Annotated in this window: 20 protein-coding genes and 1 pseudogene; 8 read left to right on the top strand and 13 right to left on the bottom strand. The window is 46.5% G+C overall.

Going from position 1 to position 19,988, the window contains the following annotated elements:
* Positions 1 to 53 precede the first annotated feature (53 nt).
* The 7 genes from Q1A41_RS19675 to Q1A41_RS19645 all read right to left on the bottom strand — a co-directional run bounded on the left by Q1A41_RS19675 (position 54) and on the right by Q1A41_RS19645 (position 5,491).
* On the bottom strand, positions 54 to 1,469 hold the full coding sequence (locus tag Q1A41_RS19675) for an aldehyde dehydrogenase family protein (protein ID WP_299982712.1): 1,416 nt from the start codon (positions 1,467 to 1,469) through the stop codon (positions 54 to 56).
* A gap of 136 nt (positions 1,470 to 1,605) precedes the next feature.
* Complete coding sequence (locus Q1A41_RS19670; protein ID WP_299982709.1) at positions 1,606 to 2,478, bottom strand: MOSC N-terminal beta barrel domain-containing protein; 873 nt, start codon at positions 2,476 to 2,478, stop codon at positions 1,606 to 1,608.
* A gap of 44 nt (positions 2,479 to 2,522) precedes the next feature.
* Positions 2,523 to 2,816, bottom strand: a complete 294-nt coding sequence (locus Q1A41_RS19665; RefSeq protein ID WP_299982706.1) for a DUF1244 domain-containing protein — start codon at positions 2,814 to 2,816, stop codon at positions 2,523 to 2,525.
* Between the two features lie 40 nt (positions 2,817 to 2,856).
* Positions 2,857 to 3,231 carry a VOC family protein gene (locus Q1A41_RS19660; protein ID WP_299982703.1) on the bottom strand — a complete coding sequence of 125 codons (375 nt, stop codon included), beginning with the start codon at positions 3,229 to 3,231 and terminating at the stop codon, positions 2,857 to 2,859.
* Between the two features lie 58 nt (positions 3,232 to 3,289).
* The gene (moaB, locus tag Q1A41_RS19655; RefSeq protein ID WP_299982700.1) at positions 3,290 to 3,805 is read right to left on the bottom strand and encodes a molybdenum cofactor biosynthesis protein B; all 516 of its coding nucleotides are present in this window, start codon (positions 3,803 to 3,805) and stop codon (positions 3,290 to 3,292) included.
* 21 nt (positions 3,806 to 3,826) lie between these two features.
* Positions 3,827 to 4,804 (bottom strand): GTP 3',8-cyclase MoaA, encoded by a 978-nt coding sequence (gene moaA / locus Q1A41_RS19650; RefSeq protein ID WP_299982697.1) that lies wholly within the window; start codon positions 4,802 to 4,804, stop codon positions 3,827 to 3,829.
* A gap of 66 nt (positions 4,805 to 4,870) precedes the next feature.
* The gene (locus Q1A41_RS19645) at positions 4,871 to 5,491 is read right to left on the bottom strand and encodes a molybdenum cofactor guanylyltransferase (protein WP_299982694.1); all 621 of its coding nucleotides are present in this window, start codon (positions 5,489 to 5,491) and stop codon (positions 4,871 to 4,873) included.
* 149 nt (positions 5,492 to 5,640) lie between these two features.
* Between Q1A41_RS19645 and pdxH the strand changes: the two genes are divergently transcribed.
* Complete coding sequence (pdxH, locus tag Q1A41_RS19640; protein ID WP_299982692.1) at positions 5,641 to 6,288, top strand: pyridoxamine 5'-phosphate oxidase; 648 nt, start codon at positions 5,641 to 5,643, stop codon at positions 6,286 to 6,288.
* 62 nt (positions 6,289 to 6,350) lie between these two features.
* Here pdxH and Q1A41_RS19635 read toward each other — a convergent pair whose 3' ends face one another.
* Positions 6,351 to 7,874 carry an FMN-binding glutamate synthase family protein gene (locus tag Q1A41_RS19635; RefSeq protein ID WP_299982689.1) on the bottom strand — a complete coding sequence of 508 codons (1,524 nt, stop codon included), beginning with the start codon at positions 7,872 to 7,874 and terminating at the stop codon, positions 6,351 to 6,353.
* A gap of 125 nt (positions 7,875 to 7,999) precedes the next feature.
* On the opposite strand from Q1A41_RS19635, the gene Q1A41_RS19630 reads away from it, so the two are divergent.
* The 3 genes from Q1A41_RS19630 to Q1A41_RS19620 all read left to right on the top strand — a co-directional run bounded on the left by Q1A41_RS19630 (position 8,000) and on the right by Q1A41_RS19620 (position 11,439).
* Entirely contained in the window at positions 8,000 to 8,986 is a 987-nt protein-coding gene (locus Q1A41_RS19630; RefSeq protein ID WP_299982686.1) for an NAD(P)H-quinone oxidoreductase, read from the top strand.
* A 114-nt stretch (positions 8,987 to 9,100) separates the two neighbouring features.
* Complete coding sequence (locus tag Q1A41_RS19625) at positions 9,101 to 10,186, top strand: rhomboid family intramembrane serine protease (RefSeq protein ID WP_299982683.1); 1,086 nt, start codon at positions 9,101 to 9,103, stop codon at positions 10,184 to 10,186.
* 68 nt (positions 10,187 to 10,254) lie between these two features.
* The gene (locus tag Q1A41_RS19620) at positions 10,255 to 11,439 is read left to right on the top strand and encodes a CaiB/BaiF CoA-transferase family protein (RefSeq protein WP_299982680.1); all 1,185 of its coding nucleotides are present in this window, start codon (positions 10,255 to 10,257) and stop codon (positions 11,437 to 11,439) included.
* Between the two features lie 28 nt (positions 11,440 to 11,467).
* On the opposite strand, the gene Q1A41_RS19615 is transcribed toward Q1A41_RS19620, so the two are convergent.
* Positions 11,468 to 11,968 carry a DinB family protein gene (locus Q1A41_RS19615; RefSeq protein WP_299982677.1) on the bottom strand — a complete coding sequence of 167 codons (501 nt, stop codon included), beginning with the start codon at positions 11,966 to 11,968 and terminating at the stop codon, positions 11,468 to 11,470.
* 298 nt (positions 11,969 to 12,266) lie between these two features.
* Between Q1A41_RS19615 and Q1A41_RS19610 the strand changes: the two genes are divergently transcribed.
* The 3 genes and pseudogenes from Q1A41_RS19610 (at position 12,267) to Q1A41_RS19605 (ending at position 14,560) form a co-directional block, all read left to right on the top strand.
* Positions 12,267 to 12,650 (top strand): TonB-dependent receptor plug domain-containing protein, encoded by a 384-nt coding sequence (locus Q1A41_RS19610; protein WP_299982674.1) that lies wholly within the window; start codon positions 12,267 to 12,269, stop codon positions 12,648 to 12,650.
* Positions 12,647 to 12,691: pseudogene (locus Q1A41_RS20430) on the top strand (hypothetical protein); the annotation flags it as partial. The gene Q1A41_RS19610 and the pseudogene Q1A41_RS20430, both read left to right, overlap by 4 nt.
* Positions 12,692 to 12,718: 27 nt before the next feature.
* Positions 12,719 to 14,560 (top strand): TonB-dependent receptor, encoded by a 1,842-nt coding sequence (locus tag Q1A41_RS19605; protein WP_299982671.1) that lies wholly within the window; start codon positions 12,719 to 12,721, stop codon positions 14,558 to 14,560.
* Positions 14,561 to 14,602: 42 nt separating this feature from the next.
* Here Q1A41_RS19605 and Q1A41_RS19600 read toward each other — a convergent pair whose 3' ends face one another.
* Entirely contained in the window at positions 14,603 to 15,388 is a 786-nt protein-coding gene (locus Q1A41_RS19600; protein ID WP_299982668.1) for a transporter substrate-binding domain-containing protein, read from the bottom strand.
* 246 nt (positions 15,389 to 15,634) lie between these two features.
* Entirely contained in the window at positions 15,635 to 16,117 is a 483-nt protein-coding gene (locus Q1A41_RS19595; protein ID WP_299982666.1) for a Dps family protein, read from the bottom strand.
* A 343-nt stretch (positions 16,118 to 16,460) separates the two neighbouring features.
* On the opposite strand from Q1A41_RS19595, the gene Q1A41_RS19590 reads away from it, so the two are divergent.
* Positions 16,461 to 17,924, top strand: a complete 1,464-nt coding sequence (locus Q1A41_RS19590; RefSeq protein WP_299982663.1) for an NAD-dependent succinate-semialdehyde dehydrogenase — start codon at positions 16,461 to 16,463, stop codon at positions 17,922 to 17,924.
* A 126-nt stretch (positions 17,925 to 18,050) separates the two neighbouring features.
* On the opposite strand, the gene Q1A41_RS19585 is transcribed toward Q1A41_RS19590, so the two are convergent.
* Both Q1A41_RS19585 and Q1A41_RS19580 read right to left on the bottom strand, forming a co-directional pair.
* On the bottom strand, positions 18,051 to 18,968 hold the full coding sequence (locus Q1A41_RS19585) for a LysR family transcriptional regulator (protein WP_299982660.1): 918 nt from the start codon (positions 18,966 to 18,968) through the stop codon (positions 18,051 to 18,053).
* Positions 18,946 to 19,854, bottom strand: a complete 909-nt coding sequence (locus tag Q1A41_RS19580) for a LysR family transcriptional regulator (RefSeq protein WP_299982657.1) — start codon at positions 19,852 to 19,854, stop codon at positions 18,946 to 18,948. Before Q1A41_RS19580 ends, Q1A41_RS19585 begins: the two co-directional genes overlap by 23 nt.
* Between the last annotated feature and the right edge of the window lie 134 nt (positions 19,855 to 19,988).

The following is a 19,988-nucleotide window of genomic DNA, read 5'->3' as shown; positions in this document are numbered from 1 at the left end:
TACTAACACCGGCTTTCTGATAAGCAAATACTTAGCTTAGGTTGAGAGGGGATTTACAACTGAATTGCTTTGATTTCCACAAACTCGTGTAGGCCTTCATCGCCCCACTCGCGACCATTACCAGACTGCTTGTAGCCACCAAATGGTGCATCGTAGTTGTAATCACCACCGTTTACATAGCATTGTCCAGCGCGTAAGCGACGAGCAATCGCCAAGCCATCCTCCTTGGTCTTGGCGTAGACACCGCTGGATAGACCGTACGGCGTATCATTGGCAATAGCGACAGCTTCATCCAAATCATTGTATGGAATCATTACCAGTACTGGCCCAAAAATTTCCTCACGTGCGATACGCATATCGTTGTTAACGTCGCGGAAAATTGTTGGCTTAACATAAAAGCCTGTTTCCAAGCCTTCCGGTGCGCCTAAGCCGCCGGTTAGTAAGGTAGCTTCTTCCATGCCAATTTCGATATAGCGTTGTACTGTATCCTTCTGGCGAGCAGATGACATAGGGCCTACAAAAACTTCTTCACCTTCATAGCCAACGCTAAGCGACTCGGTATATGCTTTCGCGATTTCGGCTGCTTCATCGTATTTGCTGGCCGGCACTAGCATGCGGGTAAGAGCGATGCAGGTCTGACCGGTGTTGATCATTACATCGTTTACGCCACACTTAACCGCAGCGTCAAGATCAGCATCATCTGTAATGATGAAAGCTGACTTGCCGCCTAGCTCTTGAGTTACGCGTTTAACCGTTGGTGCTGCAGCTTCAGCAACCAAGATACCTGCACGAGTAGAGCCAGTGAAAGAAACGACATCTACTTCAGGGTGGCTAGATAGCGCAGCCCCTACTTCATGGCCAAGACCAATAACAAGGTTGAACACGCCTGCTGGGAAGCCCACTTCATCTAGCACTTCAGCCACAATGATATCTTGAAGTGGGGTTTGCTCGGATGGCTTAACTACCATGGTACAGCCGGCGGCAAGTGCGGGAGCAATTTTGCCAATTAACTGATTAAGAGGGTAGTTCCACGGATTGATAAAGCCGCATACGCCAGCGGCCTCTTTAACTACCAAGGAGTTGTTCACTTCTTTGGCTTTTTCCATATCGGCACAGCGATCAGCATAGCCTTCAAAGCCGCCGATAGGCCCGTCAATTTGTAGCCAAGGAGTAATGTGAGGAGGGCAGCCCATGGATTGTGAAACTGCGGCGATTAAATCTTCACGACGCTCACGCAAGCGTGCAGCAGCTTTACGGATCAAGTCAGCGCGAAAATCAGCACTGCTGGTGCTCCAGCTATCGAAGGCGGCACGCGCTGCAGTGACTGCGCTATCAACGTCTTCTTGATTACCCAAGGCAACGGTAGCAACCACTTCTTCGGTGGCAGGGTGAATCACATCGTGACGGCCTTGGCCTTTGGCATCTTGCCACTGGCCATTGATATAAAACTTATCGTGTAATTTGCTCATCAAATACTCCTCGTCTAGACGGCGCCGCACTGTGTAGCAAAGCTTCTCGCTATGCACAGCAATTGGGCAGCTATGATCACTTTAGCAGGCACAGTACGATAGATTGTTGGGGGCGTATATACCCTAATAGGGTAGGTTAATCTTCCAGTTCTCGATCGATCGATAACCAGTCACCAACACCGATATTTTGCCCATCACCACGCATTAAGCTGGCGTTTTCACCAAAGGCGGCGGCCTGGGGTTTGTCGGGCATGGCGTTATAGAGTGCTAGGGTTTTGTAGGGTTCCTGCTCCGGGTAGCGCTCGCCGGTTTTGGGGTTTACGCTGATCATGCTGCAACGCTCACAGCGATCATGTAGTTGCAAGGTGTATTCTCCGCCGGAGCTGTGAATACGTTTGTAATCATGTTCGCTAAAGGGCTCTAGCCCTGCAACGACAATATTGGGGCGAAATTGCTCGATGACCGCTGTGGGTTTATCTTCTGCGACGAGGCGCTGATTTAGCACTTCCAGTGAATCGCGGTTGGCAAAAAGAAAGGGCGCTGCGTCGGCAAATATCGCCGCTTGATCACCAAAGCGATGGGCTTGGCTTTGCAGGCGTTTGAAGTCTGGAGCCATTGCGACAAGGCGTAAAGGCTTTGGGCTCGCTAGGGCTTGGCTGAGCCAATGGCCTACTTCATCACCAGCATCTACCACTCGGCACTCGTCACGCCATACCTGGGCCTTCATCTCTTGGCCATCAGGTAGTTCAATTGGGATTTTAACAGTAGGCGCAGAAGGCATCAGTTCTGGGCTTTTAAGGTGAAGATGATATTCGTCGAGGGCTGTGGCGATTAAGGCCATTTGGGGCAGTTGTCGCTGAGTGACAAACTGGCCATTATCGGCCCTAACAATCATCCAGCGACGATCGTGTAAAAGGCCTGTATAGCTAAGGCTCGACTGACTTAAGGCGATGCCACGCAGTGATTTAACCGGGTAGATAAAAAGATCGGTGACTCGAACGCGTGGCATGCAACTTCCTTAATTGGTGACCCAGTAAATAGTGAGACAGCGGCTTACTTATTTTGCAGTTTAGCAAAGGCCTCTAATTGTTCTGGGGTGGCCTCTTTTTGGTGCTTGTCCTTCCATTCAGCATAGGGCATACCGTAAACAATGTCTCGTGCTTGTTCGGCGTCCAATTCAATGCCTTGCTCATCGGCTGCCGCTTTATACCATTTGCCTAGGCAATTACGGCAAAAGCCCGCGAGAATCATAAGGTCGATATTTTGAACGTCTTTGCGTTCATCTAGGTGTTTCAATAGGCGTCGAAAAGTCGCCGCTTCAAGTTCGGTTTGGCTTTGTTTGTCCATGCTTATCTCTAAATCTAGAAAATGGGTTTCTTGCTTGGGGCTAGTTTACGCGCCAGGGAGGATTTTTGCGATTCTCTCCACCCCAAAATAGACAAATATGATTGCCGCTAGGGTCGAATAAGCGCGCTTCGCGCCACAGCCAGCGCTCGTCTTTAGGGGCTTGGGTGAACTCGATGCCAGCAGCGCTGAGGCGTTGATATTCCTCGTCGAGCTTGTCGCTCTCAAAGTAAATGACATTGCCATTGGCTGGGGGCTTTGCATCGACTTTATGCAATGAAAATGTAGCCTCGCCATTTGGGCATTCAAAGCGGGCGTAGTGATCGGTATCGACAATAAGATTTAAGCCGAGCAGTTGATAAAAGGCGACCGAGGCCGCTAAATCGTGAGCGTCAATGGTAACTTGATTTAAATTCACCGTGGTCTCCTGTCTTTGGCTATCTGTTATGAGTTTGGGTTTTGGTTCACCGTCGTACTTAGCTTAATAGACCTACAAAGTTGCATGGTCTTTGGCGGCTGTCTAGTTGCTCTAGTAAAATTCCGTCCCAAGCAGTGCGGCAGGCATTATTGGAGCCCGGTAAGCAAAAGATAAGGGTTTTATTCACGAGCCCAGCCATGGCCCGAGATTGAATGGTGGAGCTACCAACTTGTTCTAAAGAAATGTAGCGGAACATTTCGCCAAAACCGATCACTTCTTTATCCAATAGCGGACGTACGGCTTCTGGAGTGCTGTCACGACCTGAAAACCCTGTGCCACCGGTAATTAAAATTACTTGAACTTCGGGGTCAACAATCCACTGGGAGCAAACGGCACGAATTTGGTAAATATCATCTTTTACTAAATCTCTGCTTTGCAAGTTGTGGCCGGCTTTTTCCAGCAGTTCTACTAATAAATCGCCAGAAGTATCGTTGCTGCTATCGCGGGTGTCGGAAACGGTCAATACGGCAATGCGCAATGGAATAGCGGTGTCGCTCGGGCTTGGTTTGCTCATGAAAAATCCTCAACGACCAAATCAACCGCCAGTGGTATTCATAAAGCGGACGATTTGAGTCTCATTAATGTCGAAGTGGTGACGCTCTGGCTTATTACCCATTGCGTCGATAATGCTGTTTTTTAGACGCTGTGTTTCGCCAGGGTAGCGCCGCATTATGGCTTTTAAATCGAGTGAGTGCTCATTGCCAAGGCACAATAATAAGCGCCCTTCTGCGGTTACGCGTATACGATTACAGCTGGCGCAAAAATTATCGCTATGGGGGGAAATAAAGCCGATTTGGCTGTCATTTATCTGCCAATAACGCGACGGGCCGCCTGTGCTGTAATTGCTGTTTTTTAGCTGCCAGCGTTTTTGCAAAACATCTTGAATATCTGCAGAGCTGATAAACTCTTCGCTACGCTGGTGATCGTCAATATGGCCCAGTGGCATAGCTTCAATAAAAGAAATATCAAAGCGCTTTTGCAGGGCAAACTCTACTAAATTTTCAAGTTCGTCGGCGTTGCGGTTTTTCAGAATAACGCTGTTGAGTTTAATGCGCTCAAAGCCGGCGGCTTTGGCCGCTTGTAAGCCTGCTAGCACCTTTTCGAGCTTGCCGGTACGGCTTAAGGCTTTGAATCGGCCTGCATCTAAGGTATCCAAACTGACATTGATACGGTCAAGGCCGGCTGCTTTTAAGGCGGGCGCCAGTTCTTCTAGGCGCGAGCCGTTGGTGGTCAGCAGTAACTCTTCTAAGCCTGGTATTTGCTTTAAGCGTCGAACTAAATCAACTACTCCGTTGCGGATCAAGGGCTCTCCGCCGGTCAGGCGAACCTTTTTTATCCCTAGTTGTACAAAGGTTTCTACAAGGGTTTCGCATTCTTCTAGGCTTAGTACTTGGGCTCTGGGTAAGAACTCCATATCCTCTGCCATACAGTAGACACAGCGAAAATCACAGCGATCCGTTAGGGAAAGCCGCAAGTAATCAATCTGTCTGCCAAAAGAGTCGCTAAGTGTCATAGCTTGATATTAACCCAAGTAACCTCGGCTGCCAGTGTCGAAATGGTCAAAATTTGTTAATCCAGCTTAAAGGAGGTCTTCAGGGCTATTGATATTTTTAAAGCTTTCAGCATTATCGAAGTTTACGCTGCGATAACCCCATTGGCGGATAAAGCCCATAACGCGTCGCTCGCCAGATTCAAGGTAGGTTTTTAACTCAGTAAGGCAGCTTAAGGGCCATAAGCTATGCAGGGGGTGCGTACGGCCCGCACATTCGGCCAGTATGATATTGCTGCGCTGCTCAGAATTGCCTAGCTCCGCTTCCTTTAAAAGCTGCTTGTTCAGTGAGGGTGTTTGTCTGGGGGTGTCGATTGGGGATACTAGCAGTGCGTCAATGTCTGGCCGTTTAAGGGTGCAAAACTCTAAAGCACTTAATATTCCGGCTAAAGGACCTTGATGTTCGGTGCTACCATCATAAAGCAGTGTGGGCTTCAGTGGCGCTTGCTGAATTATGGTTTTAAGTGCGTTTTCTATCTCCGCGCTAAAAGGTTTGGGGCCGCAGCTCAGCAAGACATTGCCATTCATTTGCTTTTGCAGTGCATGCTCCAAGAGGCTGCGGCCCCGGTATTGGGCCAGTGCCTTGTTGTCATAGGCCTGTTTCATCCGTCGCCCTTGGCCACCGCATAATATGACGCTGGCACAATTCATAACGGATTGCTCTGGTCTAATTTGGTGAATATTGGTCTGAATTTCGACATGGGGCTCTACTTGATCTTAGCTACCCCAATTAGGGTGGCACTGGTTTATAATCTAACTGTTACGATAGTGATTTTAGAAGAGCTGGGGCGAGGAATACAATGGCAGAATTATCCATTGACCAAGTAAGACGAGAGTACCTGCAAGGGGGCTTAAACCGTAATCAGCTTAAGGATTGCCCCATTGCGCAATTTGAACATTGGCTAAAGCAAGCTGTTGATGCTGGGCTTAAAGATCCAACGGCAATGACAGTGGCCACAGTAGATGCTGAAGGTCAGCCCAGCCAGCGTATTGTTTTGCTTAAAGGTGTTAGCGAAGAGGGCTTTGTGTTTTATACCAATTATGGCTCTCGCAAAGCGGAGGAAATTTCACAAAACCCAAGGGTTAGCTTGCACTTTCCTTGGCACGCATTAGAGCGCCAAGTAAAGATAGCTGGGCGCGCAGAGAAAGTCAGTCAGCAAGAATCGTTGAAATACTTTTTGTCCCGCCCAGAGGAAAGCCAGCTGGCTGCTTGGGCCTCCGAGCAAAGTCGCCCCGTTTCTTCAAGACATCTGCTAATGCAACAATTTGCTTCAATGAAGGAAAAGTTTACCGCGGGGAAAATTCCACTGCCCAATTTTTGGGGCGGCTATAGAATTGTGCCCGAGCGAATCGAATTTTGGCAGGGTGGCGCTAATCGCTTGCACGATCGCTTTGAGTATCGAAAAGCAGAAAAAGGCAGCTGGGGTATTCGACGCCTAGCGCCTTAGAGAGTATATAAGCCCAGTTGCTGTAATTAATCATTATTAACAACTGGGCTCGAGTTTATACCCTAGTGTTTTTGAAATTCTGTCTTTGCTTTAGCTTCAGGGAAAACTAACGCCATAGGCTCTGGCAGGCCATGTTCATTGATTATTTGAGCATGGCTACGGTTTAAATGCCGAACATTTTCCACTCCGCAAGAATGCGCTATTACATCTAGCTCCTTCAACATATTCTTAGCAAAATGAGCGACTCGCTCCGCTTTGTTTATGGGGTCGAGTCCATGTTGTAGTTCTTTGTCGTGGGTGGTGATGCCGGTTGGGCAAGTATTTTTATTGCACTGTAGCGCTTGAATGCAGCCCAAAGAGAACATAAAGCCACGGGCGGATACAGCAACATCGGCACCGATACACAAGGCCCAGGCCACATTGGCGGGGTTAATTAGCTTGCCAGAAGTAATCACACGAATTCTATCGCGCAAACCATATTCCACTAAGGTATCGATGAGTAATGGCAAGCTACGCTTTATTGGTAGGCCCATAAAGTCGATTAATGATTGTGGAGCGGCACCTGTGCCACCATCACCACTATCGATGGTGATAAAATCGGGGGCGTATTCAAGGCCCTTTTGATGAATCAGCTCGCATAGCTCTCCTAACCAATGGCTCTGGCCTATGACGGCTTTGAAACCTACAGGCAAGCCACTGATCTCGCGAATATGGTGTATTTTATCCAGTAGCTGCTCAAGGCTTTCAATATCAAGATGGCCATTAGGACTAAGCGATGCTTGGCCTTCTTTTATCCCTCGGATGGCAGCAATTTCGGCCGTTACTTTCTCGGCCGGTAAAATACCACCTTTACCTGGCTTGGCACCCTGGGCGAGTTTTAGTTCGATCATTTTAACTTCTGGGTGGGCAGCTACTTCTCGTAATTTATCGTCACTCAAATTGCCTTGCTCATCACGCACACCATACTTGGCGGTGCCAATTTGAAACACGATATCGCAACCACCACTAAGGTGATAGGGCGATAGGCCGCCTTCTCCGGTATTCATCCAAATCCCAGCTTTCTGGGCACCGTTGGATAAAGCCGTAACAGCGACTGAAGATAATGAGCCAAAACTCATTGCGGAAATATTGAATACGCTATTCGCCGCATAGGCTTGTCTGGCGTAACCTTCGCCAAATATAACCGGGGCGGCATCACTAAACTGATGTTTTAGTTTCGGGAATAGGGCATTAAGAAATACGATGTCACCCGCTTGGTTTAGTGGGCGGGTAGAGCCAAAGGCCGTTGTGGTATCAATATTTTTGGCGGCTTGATAAACCCATGTGCGCTGAGCCCGATTGAAAGGCAGCTCTTCTCTATCCATAGCGAAGAAATACTGGCGAAAAAACTCACCTAGATGTTCAAACCAATATCTAAAGCGACCGATCACTGGATAGTTGCGGCGTATCGCGTGGCGGGTTTGATTAACATCCACCCAATACATATAAACAATTACACCAATTAACGTTATTAGTGCAAGCAGTAGTAACAAGGCGGCATATTCGATAAACAAAGCGGCCGTGCTGTGCAGTACATCGCTGAGCATCGTAGTTTTCCTTTAGGCTATGTTATACATTAGAGGTATTTTTGGAGATCCTTTGCTGCAACATTATAAGCCCCGTAAAATTAGGGTAAACAGCAAAGGCGAAAACCTCTCAATAGGAGTAGATGATGAGTATATGGGGCATAGGCTTAACAGAAGCTGGCGCAGCAGAAAACATGGTTTGGCAAGAGATTGAGGATGTCAGCCCAAAGGCCGGTGAAGTTTTAATCAAGGTTGCTTATGCAGGTGTGAACCGTCCAGATGTGTTTCAGCGTCTTGGCCTGTATCCGCCTCCGCCAGGTGCGAGCCCAATTATGGGCTTGGAAGCCTCAGGTGAAATTATTGCCATGGGTGAAGGAGTAACAGGCTGGCAGCTTGGTGATAAGGTTTGTGCGCTGTGTAATGGTGGTGCTTATGCTCAACATGTTGCCGTGCCAGCTGAGCAGTGTTTGCCGGTGCCAGAGGGCTTAAGCATGGCAGAGGCCGCTGCTTTGCCGGAAACCTGCTTTACCGTATGGACCAATGTTTTTGATCGCGGGCGCTTACAAGCCGGTGAGAATTTTCTGGTTCACGGTGGCGCCAGCGGGATCGGTACTACGGCCATTCAAATGGCGAAAGCATTGGGGGCTAAAGTGTTTGCCACTGTAGGCAGTGAAGAGAAAAAACAAGCTTGTTTAAAGTTGGGCGCTGATGTCGTTTGGAATTATCAAGATGATGATTTCGTCGAACTTTCAAAAGAGGCCAGTGAAGCTAAGGGCATTGATGTCATATTGGATATGGTTGGCGGCGATTATATTCAAAAAAATATGACCATGGCGGCTAAAGATGGTCGTATTGTTAGTATTGCATTCTTACGCGGTGCGAAAGCTGAGCTTGACTTTCGACCGGTGATGGCTAAACGCTTAAGCCTAACGGGATCAACCTTGCGTCCTCAGACGGATCAAGAGAAAGCCGCGATTGCTAAAAGTTTAAAAGAAACCGTTTGGCCATTGATAGAAGCTGGCAAGTTTAAACCTCTGCTGGCTAAAGAGTTTTCCATTCAGGATGTCGCTGAGGCCCATCAATTAATGGAATCTAATGCGCTGATAGGTAAGGTAGTTCTAGCGGTAGAGTAAAAACGGCTAGCAAAGAAAAGCGCTAATAAAATAAAAGCTATAAAGAGCAGGCCCACATGACAACTCAATATAGCTCCTCCAAATTAGCCACCCAAAATAGCAATAGAGATCGCTATGGCCCATAAAAAATGTCCCCGCTGTATCGATGAAACATTGATACAGCATCGCTATGAACAACAAGAGCTGGACTTGTGCCGCCTTTGTGGCGGTTTGTGGTTTGATAAAGACGAGGTCAATGCTGTTATTCGCTCTAAGAACCCCGATGTTGATTTGGGCTGTTTCAGTGAGAGTTTTGGTGAAAGCTTAGGGAACTCTGAAATTGATTGCCCGAGTTGCCAGGTAAATATGCAAAGACATCATTTGCTGGAGCATTTTCACTTAGAGATAGATATATGTATTGAGTGTAATGGCAGCTGGCTGGATCGGGGGGAATTGCCACCGGTAGAGCAAAGTCCTGAGCTTGACACGCATCTTAAAGAACTTAACAAGGGGCTAAGTTGGAAGACGTATTTTTTTCAGCTGCTCTCTCAGTTGCCCGTTGAATTTAATATCAAGGCGAAAAAAACACCTTATGTGAATTACACGCTGCTGGCCTTAAATATTGCTATTTTCTTGGCCTATTTCTTTAACGATGACAGCTATAACTGGGTAATAACTCAGTTCGGAATGACCCCATCTATAGTGGCAGCCGAAGGTCAGTGGTGGACACTGTTGAGCTGTGTGTTCCTACATGGCTCTGTATTTCATATCGTAGGAAATATGTATTTTTTGGCTATTATTGGGGACAACCTAGAGGATGCTCTCGGGCATATTCCATATTTGCTACTCTATTTAACATGCGGTGTCTTAGCGTCGCTAGGAACGATGATGTGGCGATACGGCTCTGATATACCTTCTTTAGGCGCGAGCGGCGCGATTGCTGGCTTGTTCGCTATGTATATGGTTTGGTTTCGCCATGCCAGCTTAAGTTTTATGTTTATTGTTTATCAGAAAAAACTCTCGGTGATATGGTTTTTTGCCTTGTGGCTGGGAATAAATGTTGCTGGCTTATTATTTTTTGATGATGGTATGGACTACGCTGCGCATATTGCAGGTTTCTCGGCTGGTTTGTTGTTCGCAATACTATTAAAAGGCTGGGTGCACAGGAAAAACCCTTTGCTAAGCATATTAGGGCATGAGTCAATTCAGCTAAAACGCTGAATAATTGATTGTACGTTTTCATCCCGACTGATAATTCTCATACAGTACCGCTAGATTGGAGTAAGCATATGAGCAAGCCATTAGCAGGCATAAAAGTAATCGAGGTGGGGCAGCTTTTGGCAGGTCCTTTCGCTGGCTCCATGTTAGCTTATTTTGGTGCGGAGGTTATCAAGGTGGAGCCGCCTGGTGGTGACCCTATTCGTGGCTGGCGAGAATTAAATAACGGCACCTCTTATTGGTGGTACAGCCTAGCGCGTAATAAAAAGAGCATTTGTGTCGATCTAAAACAAAGCGAAGGGCAGGCTTTGTTAAAAGAGCTCCTGAAAGATGCTGATGTGCTAGTGGAGAACTTTCGCCCCGGTGTAATGGAAGACTGGGATTTAGGGCCTGAAGACGTTAAGCAGTTTAATCCAGCCTTGGTTTATGCTCGCATTTCAGGTTATGGGCAAAATGGCCCCAATGCAAAAAAGCCAGGCTTTGCATCGGTGTGTGAAGCTTATTCTGGTTTTCGTCATGTCAATGGCTTCCCTGGTGAAGCGCCGGTGCGGCCTAATTTAAGTATTGGCGATACCATAGCGGGTATTCATGCTGCACTCGGTATTGCTTTGGCTTTGATCGAGAGACAGAAGTCAGGCGAGGGGCAAACGATAGATGTTGCCTTGTATGAAGCTATGTTCAATTTGTTGGAAGCCGTAGTGCCAGAATACTCCGGCGCAAGTAAAGTGCGAGAAGCTTCCGGCACTACGGTAACAGGCATCGTACCTACTAATACCTACCGCTGCGCAGATGGCAAGTTTGTCGTTATCGGCGGCAATGGCGATTCTATATTTAAGCGCTTGATGAGCGGTATTGGTCACCCTGATTTGGCAGCAGATTCGCGCCTTGCGAATAACGCTGGCCGAGTAGAGCATGAAGACGAAATTGATCAAATTCTATCGGGCTGGTGTTCAGCAAGGCCGATCAATGACGTGTTAGCAGTAATGGCAGAGCAGCGAGTTCCCGCGGGCCCAATCTACAACGTAGAAGATATGCTTGAAGATCCACACTATCAAGCACGTGGAATGTTTGAGCGAGTGGAAATCGACGGCAAACCCCTAGATATTCCAGCCATATTGCCAAAGCTTGATCGTACCCCTGGAAGCACCGAGTGGGTCGGGCCCGAGTTAGGTGAGCATAATGATGAGGTACTTCAGCAGTTAGGTATAGGTGTTGAAGAGTTGGCGCGCCTCAAAGCGAGCGGTGTAATCGAATAGCCCATTGGCAACTGGAGGCTAATATCTTTCATTGGGTGCTTTGAATATAAACTGGTAGATCGGTGGCTGGTGGTTTTTCACCGAGGTTATATAGCATATCGGCAATATGCCCTCTGTGATAAGTGGAATGATTCGAGATGTGAAGTAGCATCGCCTCTCTTGTCATCGCACTTTTCTCGCCGTTAAGAAAACTGAAGCTAAGAACTTCTTTTAATTGTTCCTCATTTAAAGCCTCTTCATAGCTGCAAAACCACTGGTTTAGCTCAAACATTTTGTCTTGTAGTGTGTTGATGCTATCGGGGCTAGAGGGGGTTTTCGAGTCAAAGCTGAGGGGCTTGCGTTCTAAATGCCCCCGCCAGATCAAATCTATTCTGTAAACATGATTGATCGTGTTGAGAATATTGCCAAATATGATGTTCTGATTCTGCACTAAAGCTGCGTCAGGTAGGCGAGATAGAACTTTTAACGTTAATGCGTCTGCCCAGGTTTTGTAGTCCACCAGTAATGCACTTAAGCGCTTTTGTTCCATTGAGCGGTCTCTTAGTTAAGCTACTTGCTTCAATTCGCATCTTACCCAATATCAGCATCTGATTGAATATCAACTTTTACAGCTGCTAAGGATATAGCGAGGTAAAGCCAAGTGAAAGCGGATAAAAAATCCTATACTAGAGTTTGAGTAGAGCTTGTTGTTTCGTTAATGGGTATTCGTATACTAGGTGATTAGCAGACTGGTCAAGAATCTAAGGCCCGAGACTCAAGGGCATTATTCAGCGAGGTCCTAGTAATACGAGTTCATGTTTTATCGGGTATATCGTCGTAGATGTCTTATGAATTCAAAATTACCACTTCCTCTTAGCGTGTTTCTTGGTATTGCAGCTCCAGCGCCCTACTCAAACGCTGCAACAGACAATGTTATTGAGGAAATTGTTGTAACGGCAACAAAGCGTGGCGAGTCAAATGTGCAAGATACTCCCCTAGCTATTGAGGCGCTGTCTGAAGAAGATTTAAATCTTAAAGGTGTGAGAGAATTCTCTGATTGGGCCTACGCCATTCCTGGATTAGAGTTTCGCGATAACGGCCCCGGGGATAAGCAATATATTATTAGAGGTGTAAGTTCACGTGCCGCTTCTCCTGTCGGTGTTTATTTCAATGAGGCAGTACTAACGGCCAATAATACAACCAATGAGGTGGCGGCCGAAATGTTGAAATAAAGCTATACGATATAGAGCGGATAGAAGTCTTAAAAGGGCCACAAGGAACTTTATATGGCGCTAACTCCATGGCGGGAACGGTAAAGATAGTTTCTAAGGAGGCGGATTTTTCTGAGCCTAGCAGCTACCTAGTGAGCTCGCTTGAAAACACGGACGGAGGAGCGGCCAGCTATCAAGTCAATGCTATGGTCAATGTACCATTAATAGAGGATAGGCTTGCCGTTCGCCTTGTGGCCTGGCACGAAGATATTGGTGGCTATATCGATCAAGTACGCTATGACATTGAAGATGCTAATTCAGAGAAAACTCAAGGTCTTCGAGTTCAGTTGCGTTATTTAGTTGATGAGCAGCTGACTTTAAAGTTTATGGGCTTGAAACAAACGACGGATGTGGACGATGTTTCAAGATTCTCACTACTTCCTGCTGTGACAGTTCCCGCAAAGCCTCCTCAAGTATTACCCGGTGGCGATCTCAGCAATCTGCCAGGTGGAGAGTTTCTGAATAACGACTATGTTATTCAGCCTTGGTTAGATGATGTGGATATCTATAGTTTTAGCGCTGATTGGGATTGGGATTCATATAAGCTTACAGCGGTGTCTAGCTTGCTGAAACGAGAAAGCCTATACACTTTTGATGGTGCGGCTACTATATTTTCAGTATTTAATCAGGGGGTCGTTTCGATCGCCGCATTCCCGCAAAAGAAACATCTTTGGAGTAATGAGTTACGTTTAGCTTCTGTTTATAGTGGGCCTTTTAATTTTTTATTGGGGGCTTATTATCAACAGGAGGATTCAGATTTTGATGTGGAAATAGCGGTACCCAGCAGTTCGGGTCGACGCAGCAAATTTGATCCTAATACTGAAGGGCTATTTGGCCCAGGTGCTGGTGTGCCCGGAAATGCAATCTTCGGGCGAACTGTCAGTGGAGAGCTTGATCAGTTGGCAATTTTCGGTGAGATTAACATAGACCTTACTGAAAAGTTAGCACTGCTACTTGGGGGGCGTTATTTCCAATCGACTCAAATAAACCTCGAGCAATCTATCAAAGGAATAGGCACTATTGGTGCGGGTGAAGTACAGCGCTCTGAAATAAATAGCCATCGATTCACAAGTAAATTGGCATTATCTTATCACTATAGTGATGATGCTCTGCTCTATTTAACTTATTCGGAAGGGTTCAGAGTTGGGGGGATTAACCAAGTGACTCCCTTTGCTCCTATACCAAAAGACTACAAGCCAGATAGCTTGTTTAATTATGAGTTAGGTTGGAAAACGGCTTGCTTGGATCGGCGTTTATTATTAAATGGTGCTTTGTACATTTCAGATTGGCAAGATATTCAGATTGTTCAATCGGATAATGTTACCGGCATCTTTAATTTTGTAACTAACGGCGGGGAGGCTCGCTTAAAAGGTCTTGAGTTACAGCTGACAGCCATGATTACCAGTAATTTATCGGTCGCTTTGTCTGGAGCCTATACTGATGTGAGAATTACTAAAGACCAACCCCAAATCACTCTGGGTGGTGCGCCATTAATTGGTACACCATTGCAAACTGGCGATAAGGTTCCGGCCGTCCCAAAGCTATCAGCGGCGTTTTCCGTTAACTATGAATGGCCGCAAGCACTGGGCTCTGCTTTTGATGTTGCTCTAAGTGCGGATATTGCTTATGTGGGGGAGTCGACTACGGAAGGAAATGCTCGAAACCCCTATAATTACAATATTGGTGGATACAGTTTGATGAATATTCGGTCTGCCATAAGCGGTGATGATCACTGGGAGGCAAAGTTATTTGTCAACAATGTGCTAAACGATCTGGCTGTTGTTGATATTATTGCTGATTCTCAAAATCCTGTTGATTATACCGTGGTTAGGCCAAGAACCTTAGGTTTAGAAGTGAAATATAATTTCTAGCGCTTAATTGTTCTTTTGACGCGCTGTGTTCGAAAGTCGTTTCTATGGGGTTTCTTCACCTAGCTTAAGTTTAGGTATCCATAGGTCGACGATATCTATGATAGTGCCATTGTCTTTAAGTGTTTTGATGGCTGACAAAAGCCGCGCTGAAAGCCTTTGAGCACTTTCTGAATGCTCAGAGCACTGTAGCCACATTTGCAGTTTGTTGACCCTGTAGCCAGGAAAATAGACATCATCTAACAAATTACTTTGTCGCAGCTCATGAAGTAAGAGGCGTTCTACTCCGACAAAAGCATCCACCCGTTTTCTAGTAAGCATAATGGGCGCTTGGGCATGACCTTTTACAAGCTGCAAGCTTGTTTTATTGCTGTTGAATAGTTTCGGGTGAAAATGCTCTGTGCCATTTGCAAATCCTACTACCGGATTTTTCTTGGCACTACTTAAATGCTGATCAGATGTATATTTATCTTCCTTGCGGCTAATAACTGATACATCCAGCTCGTAAAGTGACGCCAGGTAGATAACGTTTTTACTAGATGATGTATGTCGGGTAGCAATGGCGCAATCGATATTGCCCTGTTCTAACTGTTTTATCATTCTTGGATAAGGCACTACGCTGAATTCAGCTTCAAGGCCGGCACTGTCCGTTATCGCTCGGATATGGTCGATGGTAATGCCTTGCACACTGCCATTTTTTTCCATTCCCCATGGTGGAGCATGAAAAACACCAAAACTAATGCTGTCGGCAGAAAGTAGCGGCGAAAAGGTCAGCAGGAAAAGCAGATTGAAGAGCTTGTTTAGGTATAAAGCTACTGTCTTTTTTCTCACAAAAACGTTCACCTGCAGTACGGCAAGCTAATGCCAAATGAGACTGAAGAGTAGGGCAGTAAAAAATACTCCTTGTTAATAGTTATAGGTGAATCTTATTGATTAGCAAGTATTGTCTATTAACAAGCTCCGTCTATTAGAACACTCTAGAGTATTGTAGCTATTGGCCGCTAACTTAGAACTGAATTTTTGGAGAGTGGTGGGAGCTGCTGTTAGCAAAGCCCCCAAAAGAGGGGGCTTGTGTTTTTACAGCATGCTGCGCAGCATCCAAGCGGTTTTCTCATGAATAACCATGCGATCAGAGATCAGTGAGGCGCTTGATTCGTCATCGGCTTCTTGGGCTTGCACCAAAACCTCGCGACATGTTCTTACCACTTGTTCGTGAGCTTCGGTTAATAGCACCAGCATATCACCGGCTGCAGGTACGCCATCTACCTCTTTTATAGAGCTCAGTTCAGCGAAGGCCTTATAGGTACCTGGCGCAGGGTAGCCAAGGGTACGAATCCGCTCGGCAATCTCATCGACCGCAGTGGCCAACTCGGTGTAATGCTCTTCGAACATTAGGTGCAGTTCACGAAACTGCGGACCTGTAACGTTCCAGTGGAAGTTGTGTGTTTGCAGATACAGGGTGTAGCTATCGGCTAGCAAGTGGCTTAAACCTTTAGCGATAGCGGCACGATCTTGATCGTTAATACCAATATTAATGGCTTGGCTTTTGGTCTGGCTCATGGTCATTCCCCTTAGTGGCTGTTACTCAATCTTTGTAACTCATCAGTGGGTTAACTATAAGTAAAGTAGTGATTTAGTTAAAATTAATTAAATATATCCACTTGATAGTTTTTTCTGTTGTTAATGTGGGTTAGGCTGTAAAGGAATGCTTAGGTTGAGGTTTTATAACCTTAAGTCTAATAAATTAGACTTTTACGAACATAGGCTTTGGTGCAAACTAGGCTTATCTTCACAAATTAGCAAAATCTCTGCGGGATTGGCGGTTTAAGCCTCCCGTTATGCTGAAATTGCCTATTATAGTAGTACGGCTTTGCCGACACTCAGCAACTTTAAGGAGACACCTATGCTTGATCTCAAGCGTCCCGATTTACTGCGTACCCAATCTTATATTAATGGCCAGTGGGTAGATGCCGATAATGGCGCCACCGTTGAAGTTCGAAATCCTTCCAGTGGTGATGTTGTAGCCACGGTCGCCAGCTTAAGTGAGGTGGAAACCCGTCGCGCTATCGAGTGTGCCGAAGAAGCTATGAAGGCTTGGCAAAAGACCAGCTGTAAAGAGCGCGCCAAAGTGTTGCGCACTTGGTACGACCTAATTATGGCCAACCAAGAAGACCTGGCCAAGATCCTAACGGCAGAGCAAGGTAAGCCTTTGGCTGAATCCATGGGCGAGATTGCTTATGGTGCCTCTTATATGGAGTGGTTTGCCGAAGAAGCCAAACGTGTGGATGGTGATGTTATCCCGGCGCCTTCTGGCGATAAGCGCATTGTGGTTATCAAACAGCCAGTGGGCGTTGTTGCTTCGATTACTCCTTGGAACTTTCCGAACGCCATGATTACCCGCAAGGTAGCCCCAGCGATTGCCGCGGGCTGTACGGTGGTGGGTAAACCTGCAACTGAAACTCCGCTTTCTGCATTAGCGCTATGTGTATTGGCTGAAGAGGCCGGTGTCCCTGCTGGTGTAATGAACATGGTGGTGGGTTCCAGCTCGCGCGCTATTGGTGGCGAGATGACAGGCAATCCCATTGTGAAGAAGGTGACCTTCACAGGCTCAACGCCAGTGGGTAAAGTTTTGATGGAGCAGTGCGCCGCTACGGTTAAGAAGACATCCATGGAGCTTGGAGGAAATGCACCGTTTATTGTTTTTGATGATGCCGATCTTGATGCTGCGGTAGCTGGTGCGGTTGCTTCTAAATATCGCAACGCTGGCCAAACCTGTGTTTGTTCTAATCGTATGTTGGTTCAAGAAGGTGTCTACGATGCTTTCGTTGAGAAGTTGGCAGCGGCTGTTTCTGATTTTAGTGTTGGTGATGGTTTTAGCGAAGGTGTGACCATGGGGCCATTGGTGAATGCCAAGGCTGTAAACGATGTTGATGCTATGGTGCAAGATGCCGTTGAAAAAGGTGCAACTTTAGCAGCCGGTGGTAAACGCTCGGATCTGGGTGACTGCTATTACGAGCCAACTATTTTAACGGCTGTTAGTCAGGATATGCGCGTCTTCAGTGAAGAAATTTTTGGCCCGGTTGCCCCTATCTTTAAGTTCAGCACCGAAGAAGAAGCCATCGCGATGGCTAACGATACTGAGTTTGGCCTTGCAGCTTACTTCTATACTCGCGATATTGGTCGTGTATGGCGTGTAGGTGAAGGCTTGGAATACGGTATTGTTGGCATCAACGAAGGTATTATCTCTAATGAAATGGCACCGTTTGGTGGTGTTAAGGAATCGGGCTCAGGCCGTGAAGGCTCCAAGTACGGTATGGATGACTATCTAGAGCTGAAATATATGTGTATGGGTGGAATTGATAAGTAAATACGACTTAGAAAACCTAAATACAATTAAAAGCCCGGTGCTAGCTTTAGTGCCGGGCTTTTTTGTTTCCAGTTAGTTATTCGTTTTCTTGACAAGCAGGGTTTGAAAGCTCGGGTAGCTTCGCCCTTACTCAGCGAGATTGTATGCTTCTTTCAAATGCTGACAAAATACAGACAGTGCTTTGTTACCGCTATTGTGTTTAAAGCAAGCAGCAATATTTGCATGGTAGTGAAAGCGCTCAGCAGCAAGCTTCTTTAGTTCGCCTTTTGCAACCAGTTCATTGGCATAGTACTCAGGGAAGTAGCCGATGTACAAACCAGTTTGCAAAAGAGCTAAACGTGCTTCGTAATGATAAGCCGTAGCGCGACGCTGTAATTTATTAATTACTTGGCTGGCTTGTGGATTGGTCTGGATGCCGGGATGAACAAAGCGTTGTTGCTTAATGAGCTCAGCATTAATGTCTTCACTCGATGTGTTAAACAAAGCGTGTTCTTTACCGCAATAAAGTTGATATTGTTCTTTATACAAGGGCAAATAGCTAACCGAGCCAAGCTCTCGGTGGCAGGGTATAAAGCCGATGTCGGCTCGGCCAGCCAATAAGGCCCGCTCGATTTCAGGTAGCACTTCGGTGGCGATAGAAATTTCTACATCAGGTGCTTGTTCTGCAAAACGTCGTAAAACTTCGGTTAATAAAAAGTTCTCTTTATCACCAAGAATGGCATCACTGCAAAGGATTTTGAGTTCGCCACTTAACTGGTTATGCAGGGCGCTGATTTGACTTCGAAAACCCTCAAGAGCCGATAATAGTTGCAGGCAAGCTTGATAAACCTGCTTGCCATCGTCAGTTAGCGCAAAGCCGCTGCGTCCACGACGACATAAAATTAAACCTAAGCGCGCCTCTAAATCAGCCATATGGGTACTGATTGTAGAGCGGGCAATGTTTAACTCGGTTTCTGCCGCACTAAAGCCACCGCACTCAGCGACGGCCTTGAAAATTCTTAGCAGGCGAACGTCAACATCGTTAATTTTGCGTTGCAGTGACATGGTGTTGCTCTTTCAGTTGGGCTAGAAATAAGGTTAGCAGGCGATCGCTGATGGCATCTTTGCGGTGTACCGCACTAATGTCGCTGCGATAAGATTTGCTGCGGGCTTTTAGTGTACGAATTTTTCCCGCAGCAACCAAGGGGGCAGCAAAATGTTCAGGTAAAAAGCCGATAAAAGCCCCTGATAAGATTAGCTGTGCTCTAGCTTCCATATGCCCAGCACTGGCTCGACCATTGAAGTTATGGGTGAGCTTTTGAATCTCTGGATTTAGTTGATAGTCGGCGTGCACAAAAGCTTGTTCGGCCAGCATTGCTTCAGTGATATTTTTATCTGCAATTTCATAGAAAGCGTGATTGCTGGCGCAAAATAGAAAGTGCTGCTCTTGGTAGAGATGGTGGTATTTGAAATCTGGTAGGCTGCGGTGATGGGCAATGATGCCTAAGTCTATCTCTTTTTTAGCCAAAGCTGTTTCTATATCAATTTGACTTGCGTTGCTCAAGTTTAAGAATACATCGGGCGCCAGCTCTCGAAAGCGTGCAAGGCAAGCATGCAGCTTTAGATTCTTATCATTTAAAGTCCCGTCGGTAATAGCAAGCTTAAGTTCACCGCTAAGCGATGAATGCTTGAGGCTATCGATATGGCGATCAAAGGCCTCGGCGCTTGCCAGCAAGTTTAAGGCTTCTCGATAGACAGATTCGCCAGCCGCGGTGAGTGCAAAGCCCGCTCGCCCGCGACGGCACAGGGTAGTGCCCAGCCTATGCTCTAATTCGGCCATATGATTACTGATGGTTGATCTGGCTAGGTTTAGCTCGCGCTCGGCCGCTGCAAAGCCGCCGTTATCAACGACGGTTACAAATATTCTAAGCAGTTTAATATCGGCATTCATAAATAAGCTGCAACCGCGAAATTCTCGCGATTGCTCTCCTCTATTTGCTACTAGACAGGCATTCAGTTAGTTTGAAATTTTCAACCTAAAGGTTTTATTGTAGGTCTTTATCGAATTTATGTCTCGGTTAAACT

The organism is uncultured Pseudoteredinibacter sp. (assembly GCF_947502065.1).
Taxonomy (GTDB): domain Bacteria; phylum Pseudomonadota; class Gammaproteobacteria; order Pseudomonadales; family Cellvibrionaceae; genus Pseudoteredinibacter.
The sequence above is the reverse complement of the archived record's forward strand: the minus strand, read 5'-3'. Positions and strand labels throughout refer to the sequence as shown.

Coding starts and splice junctions, on each gene's coding strand:
- Q1A41_RS19675 (WP_299982712.1), bottom strand. CDS start 1,469: ATGAGCAAATTACACGATAAGTTTTATATCAATGGCCAGTGGCAAGAT.
- Q1A41_RS19670 (WP_299982709.1), bottom strand. CDS start 2,478: ATGCCACGCGTTCGAGTCACCGATCTTTTTATCTACCCGGTTAAATCA.
- Q1A41_RS19665 (WP_299982706.1), bottom strand. CDS start 2,816: ATGGACAAACAAAGCCAAACCGAACTTGAAGCGGCGACTTTTCGACGC.
- moaB (WP_299982700.1), bottom strand. CDS start 3,805: ATGAGCAAACCAAGCCCGAGCGACACCGCTATTCCATTGCGCATTGCC.
- moaA (WP_299982697.1), bottom strand. CDS start 4,804: ATGACACTTAGCGACTCTTTTGGCAGACAGATTGATTACTTGCGGCTT.
- Q1A41_RS19645 (WP_299982694.1), bottom strand. CDS start 5,491: ATGAATTGTGCCAGCGTCATATTATGCGGTGGCCAAGGGCGACGGATG.
- pdxH (WP_299982692.1), top strand. CDS start 5,641: ATGGCAGAATTATCCATTGACCAAGTAAGACGAGAGTACCTGCAAGGG.
- Q1A41_RS19635 (WP_299982689.1), bottom strand. CDS start 7,874: ATGCTCAGCGATGTACTGCACAGCACGGCCGCTTTGTTTATCGAATAT.
- Q1A41_RS19630 (WP_299982686.1), top strand. CDS start 8,000: ATGAGTATATGGGGCATAGGCTTAACAGAAGCTGGCGCAGCAGAAAAC.
- Q1A41_RS19625 (WP_299982683.1), top strand. CDS start 9,101: ATGGCCCATAAAAAATGTCCCCGCTGTATCGATGAAACATTGATACAG.
- Q1A41_RS19620 (WP_299982680.1), top strand. CDS start 10,255: ATGAGCAAGCCATTAGCAGGCATAAAAGTAATCGAGGTGGGGCAGCTT.
- Q1A41_RS19615 (WP_299982677.1), bottom strand. CDS start 11,968: ATGGAACAAAAGCGCTTAAGTGCATTACTGGTGGACTACAAAACCTGG.
- Q1A41_RS19610 (WP_299982674.1), top strand. CDS start 12,267: ATGAATTCAAAATTACCACTTCCTCTTAGCGTGTTTCTTGGTATTGCA.
- Q1A41_RS19605 (WP_299982671.1), top strand. CDS start 12,719: ATGGCGGGAACGGTAAAGATAGTTTCTAAGGAGGCGGATTTTTCTGAG.
- Q1A41_RS19595 (WP_299982666.1), bottom strand. CDS start 16,117: ATGAGCCAGACCAAAAGCCAAGCCATTAATATTGGTATTAACGATCAA.
- Q1A41_RS19590 (WP_299982663.1), top strand. CDS start 16,461: ATGCTTGATCTCAAGCGTCCCGATTTACTGCGTACCCAATCTTATATT.
- Q1A41_RS19585 (WP_299982660.1), bottom strand. CDS start 18,968: ATGTCACTGCAACGCAAAATTAACGATGTTGACGTTCGCCTGCTAAGA.
- Q1A41_RS19580 (WP_299982657.1), bottom strand. CDS start 19,854: ATGAATGCCGATATTAAACTGCTTAGAATATTTGTAACCGTCGTTGAT.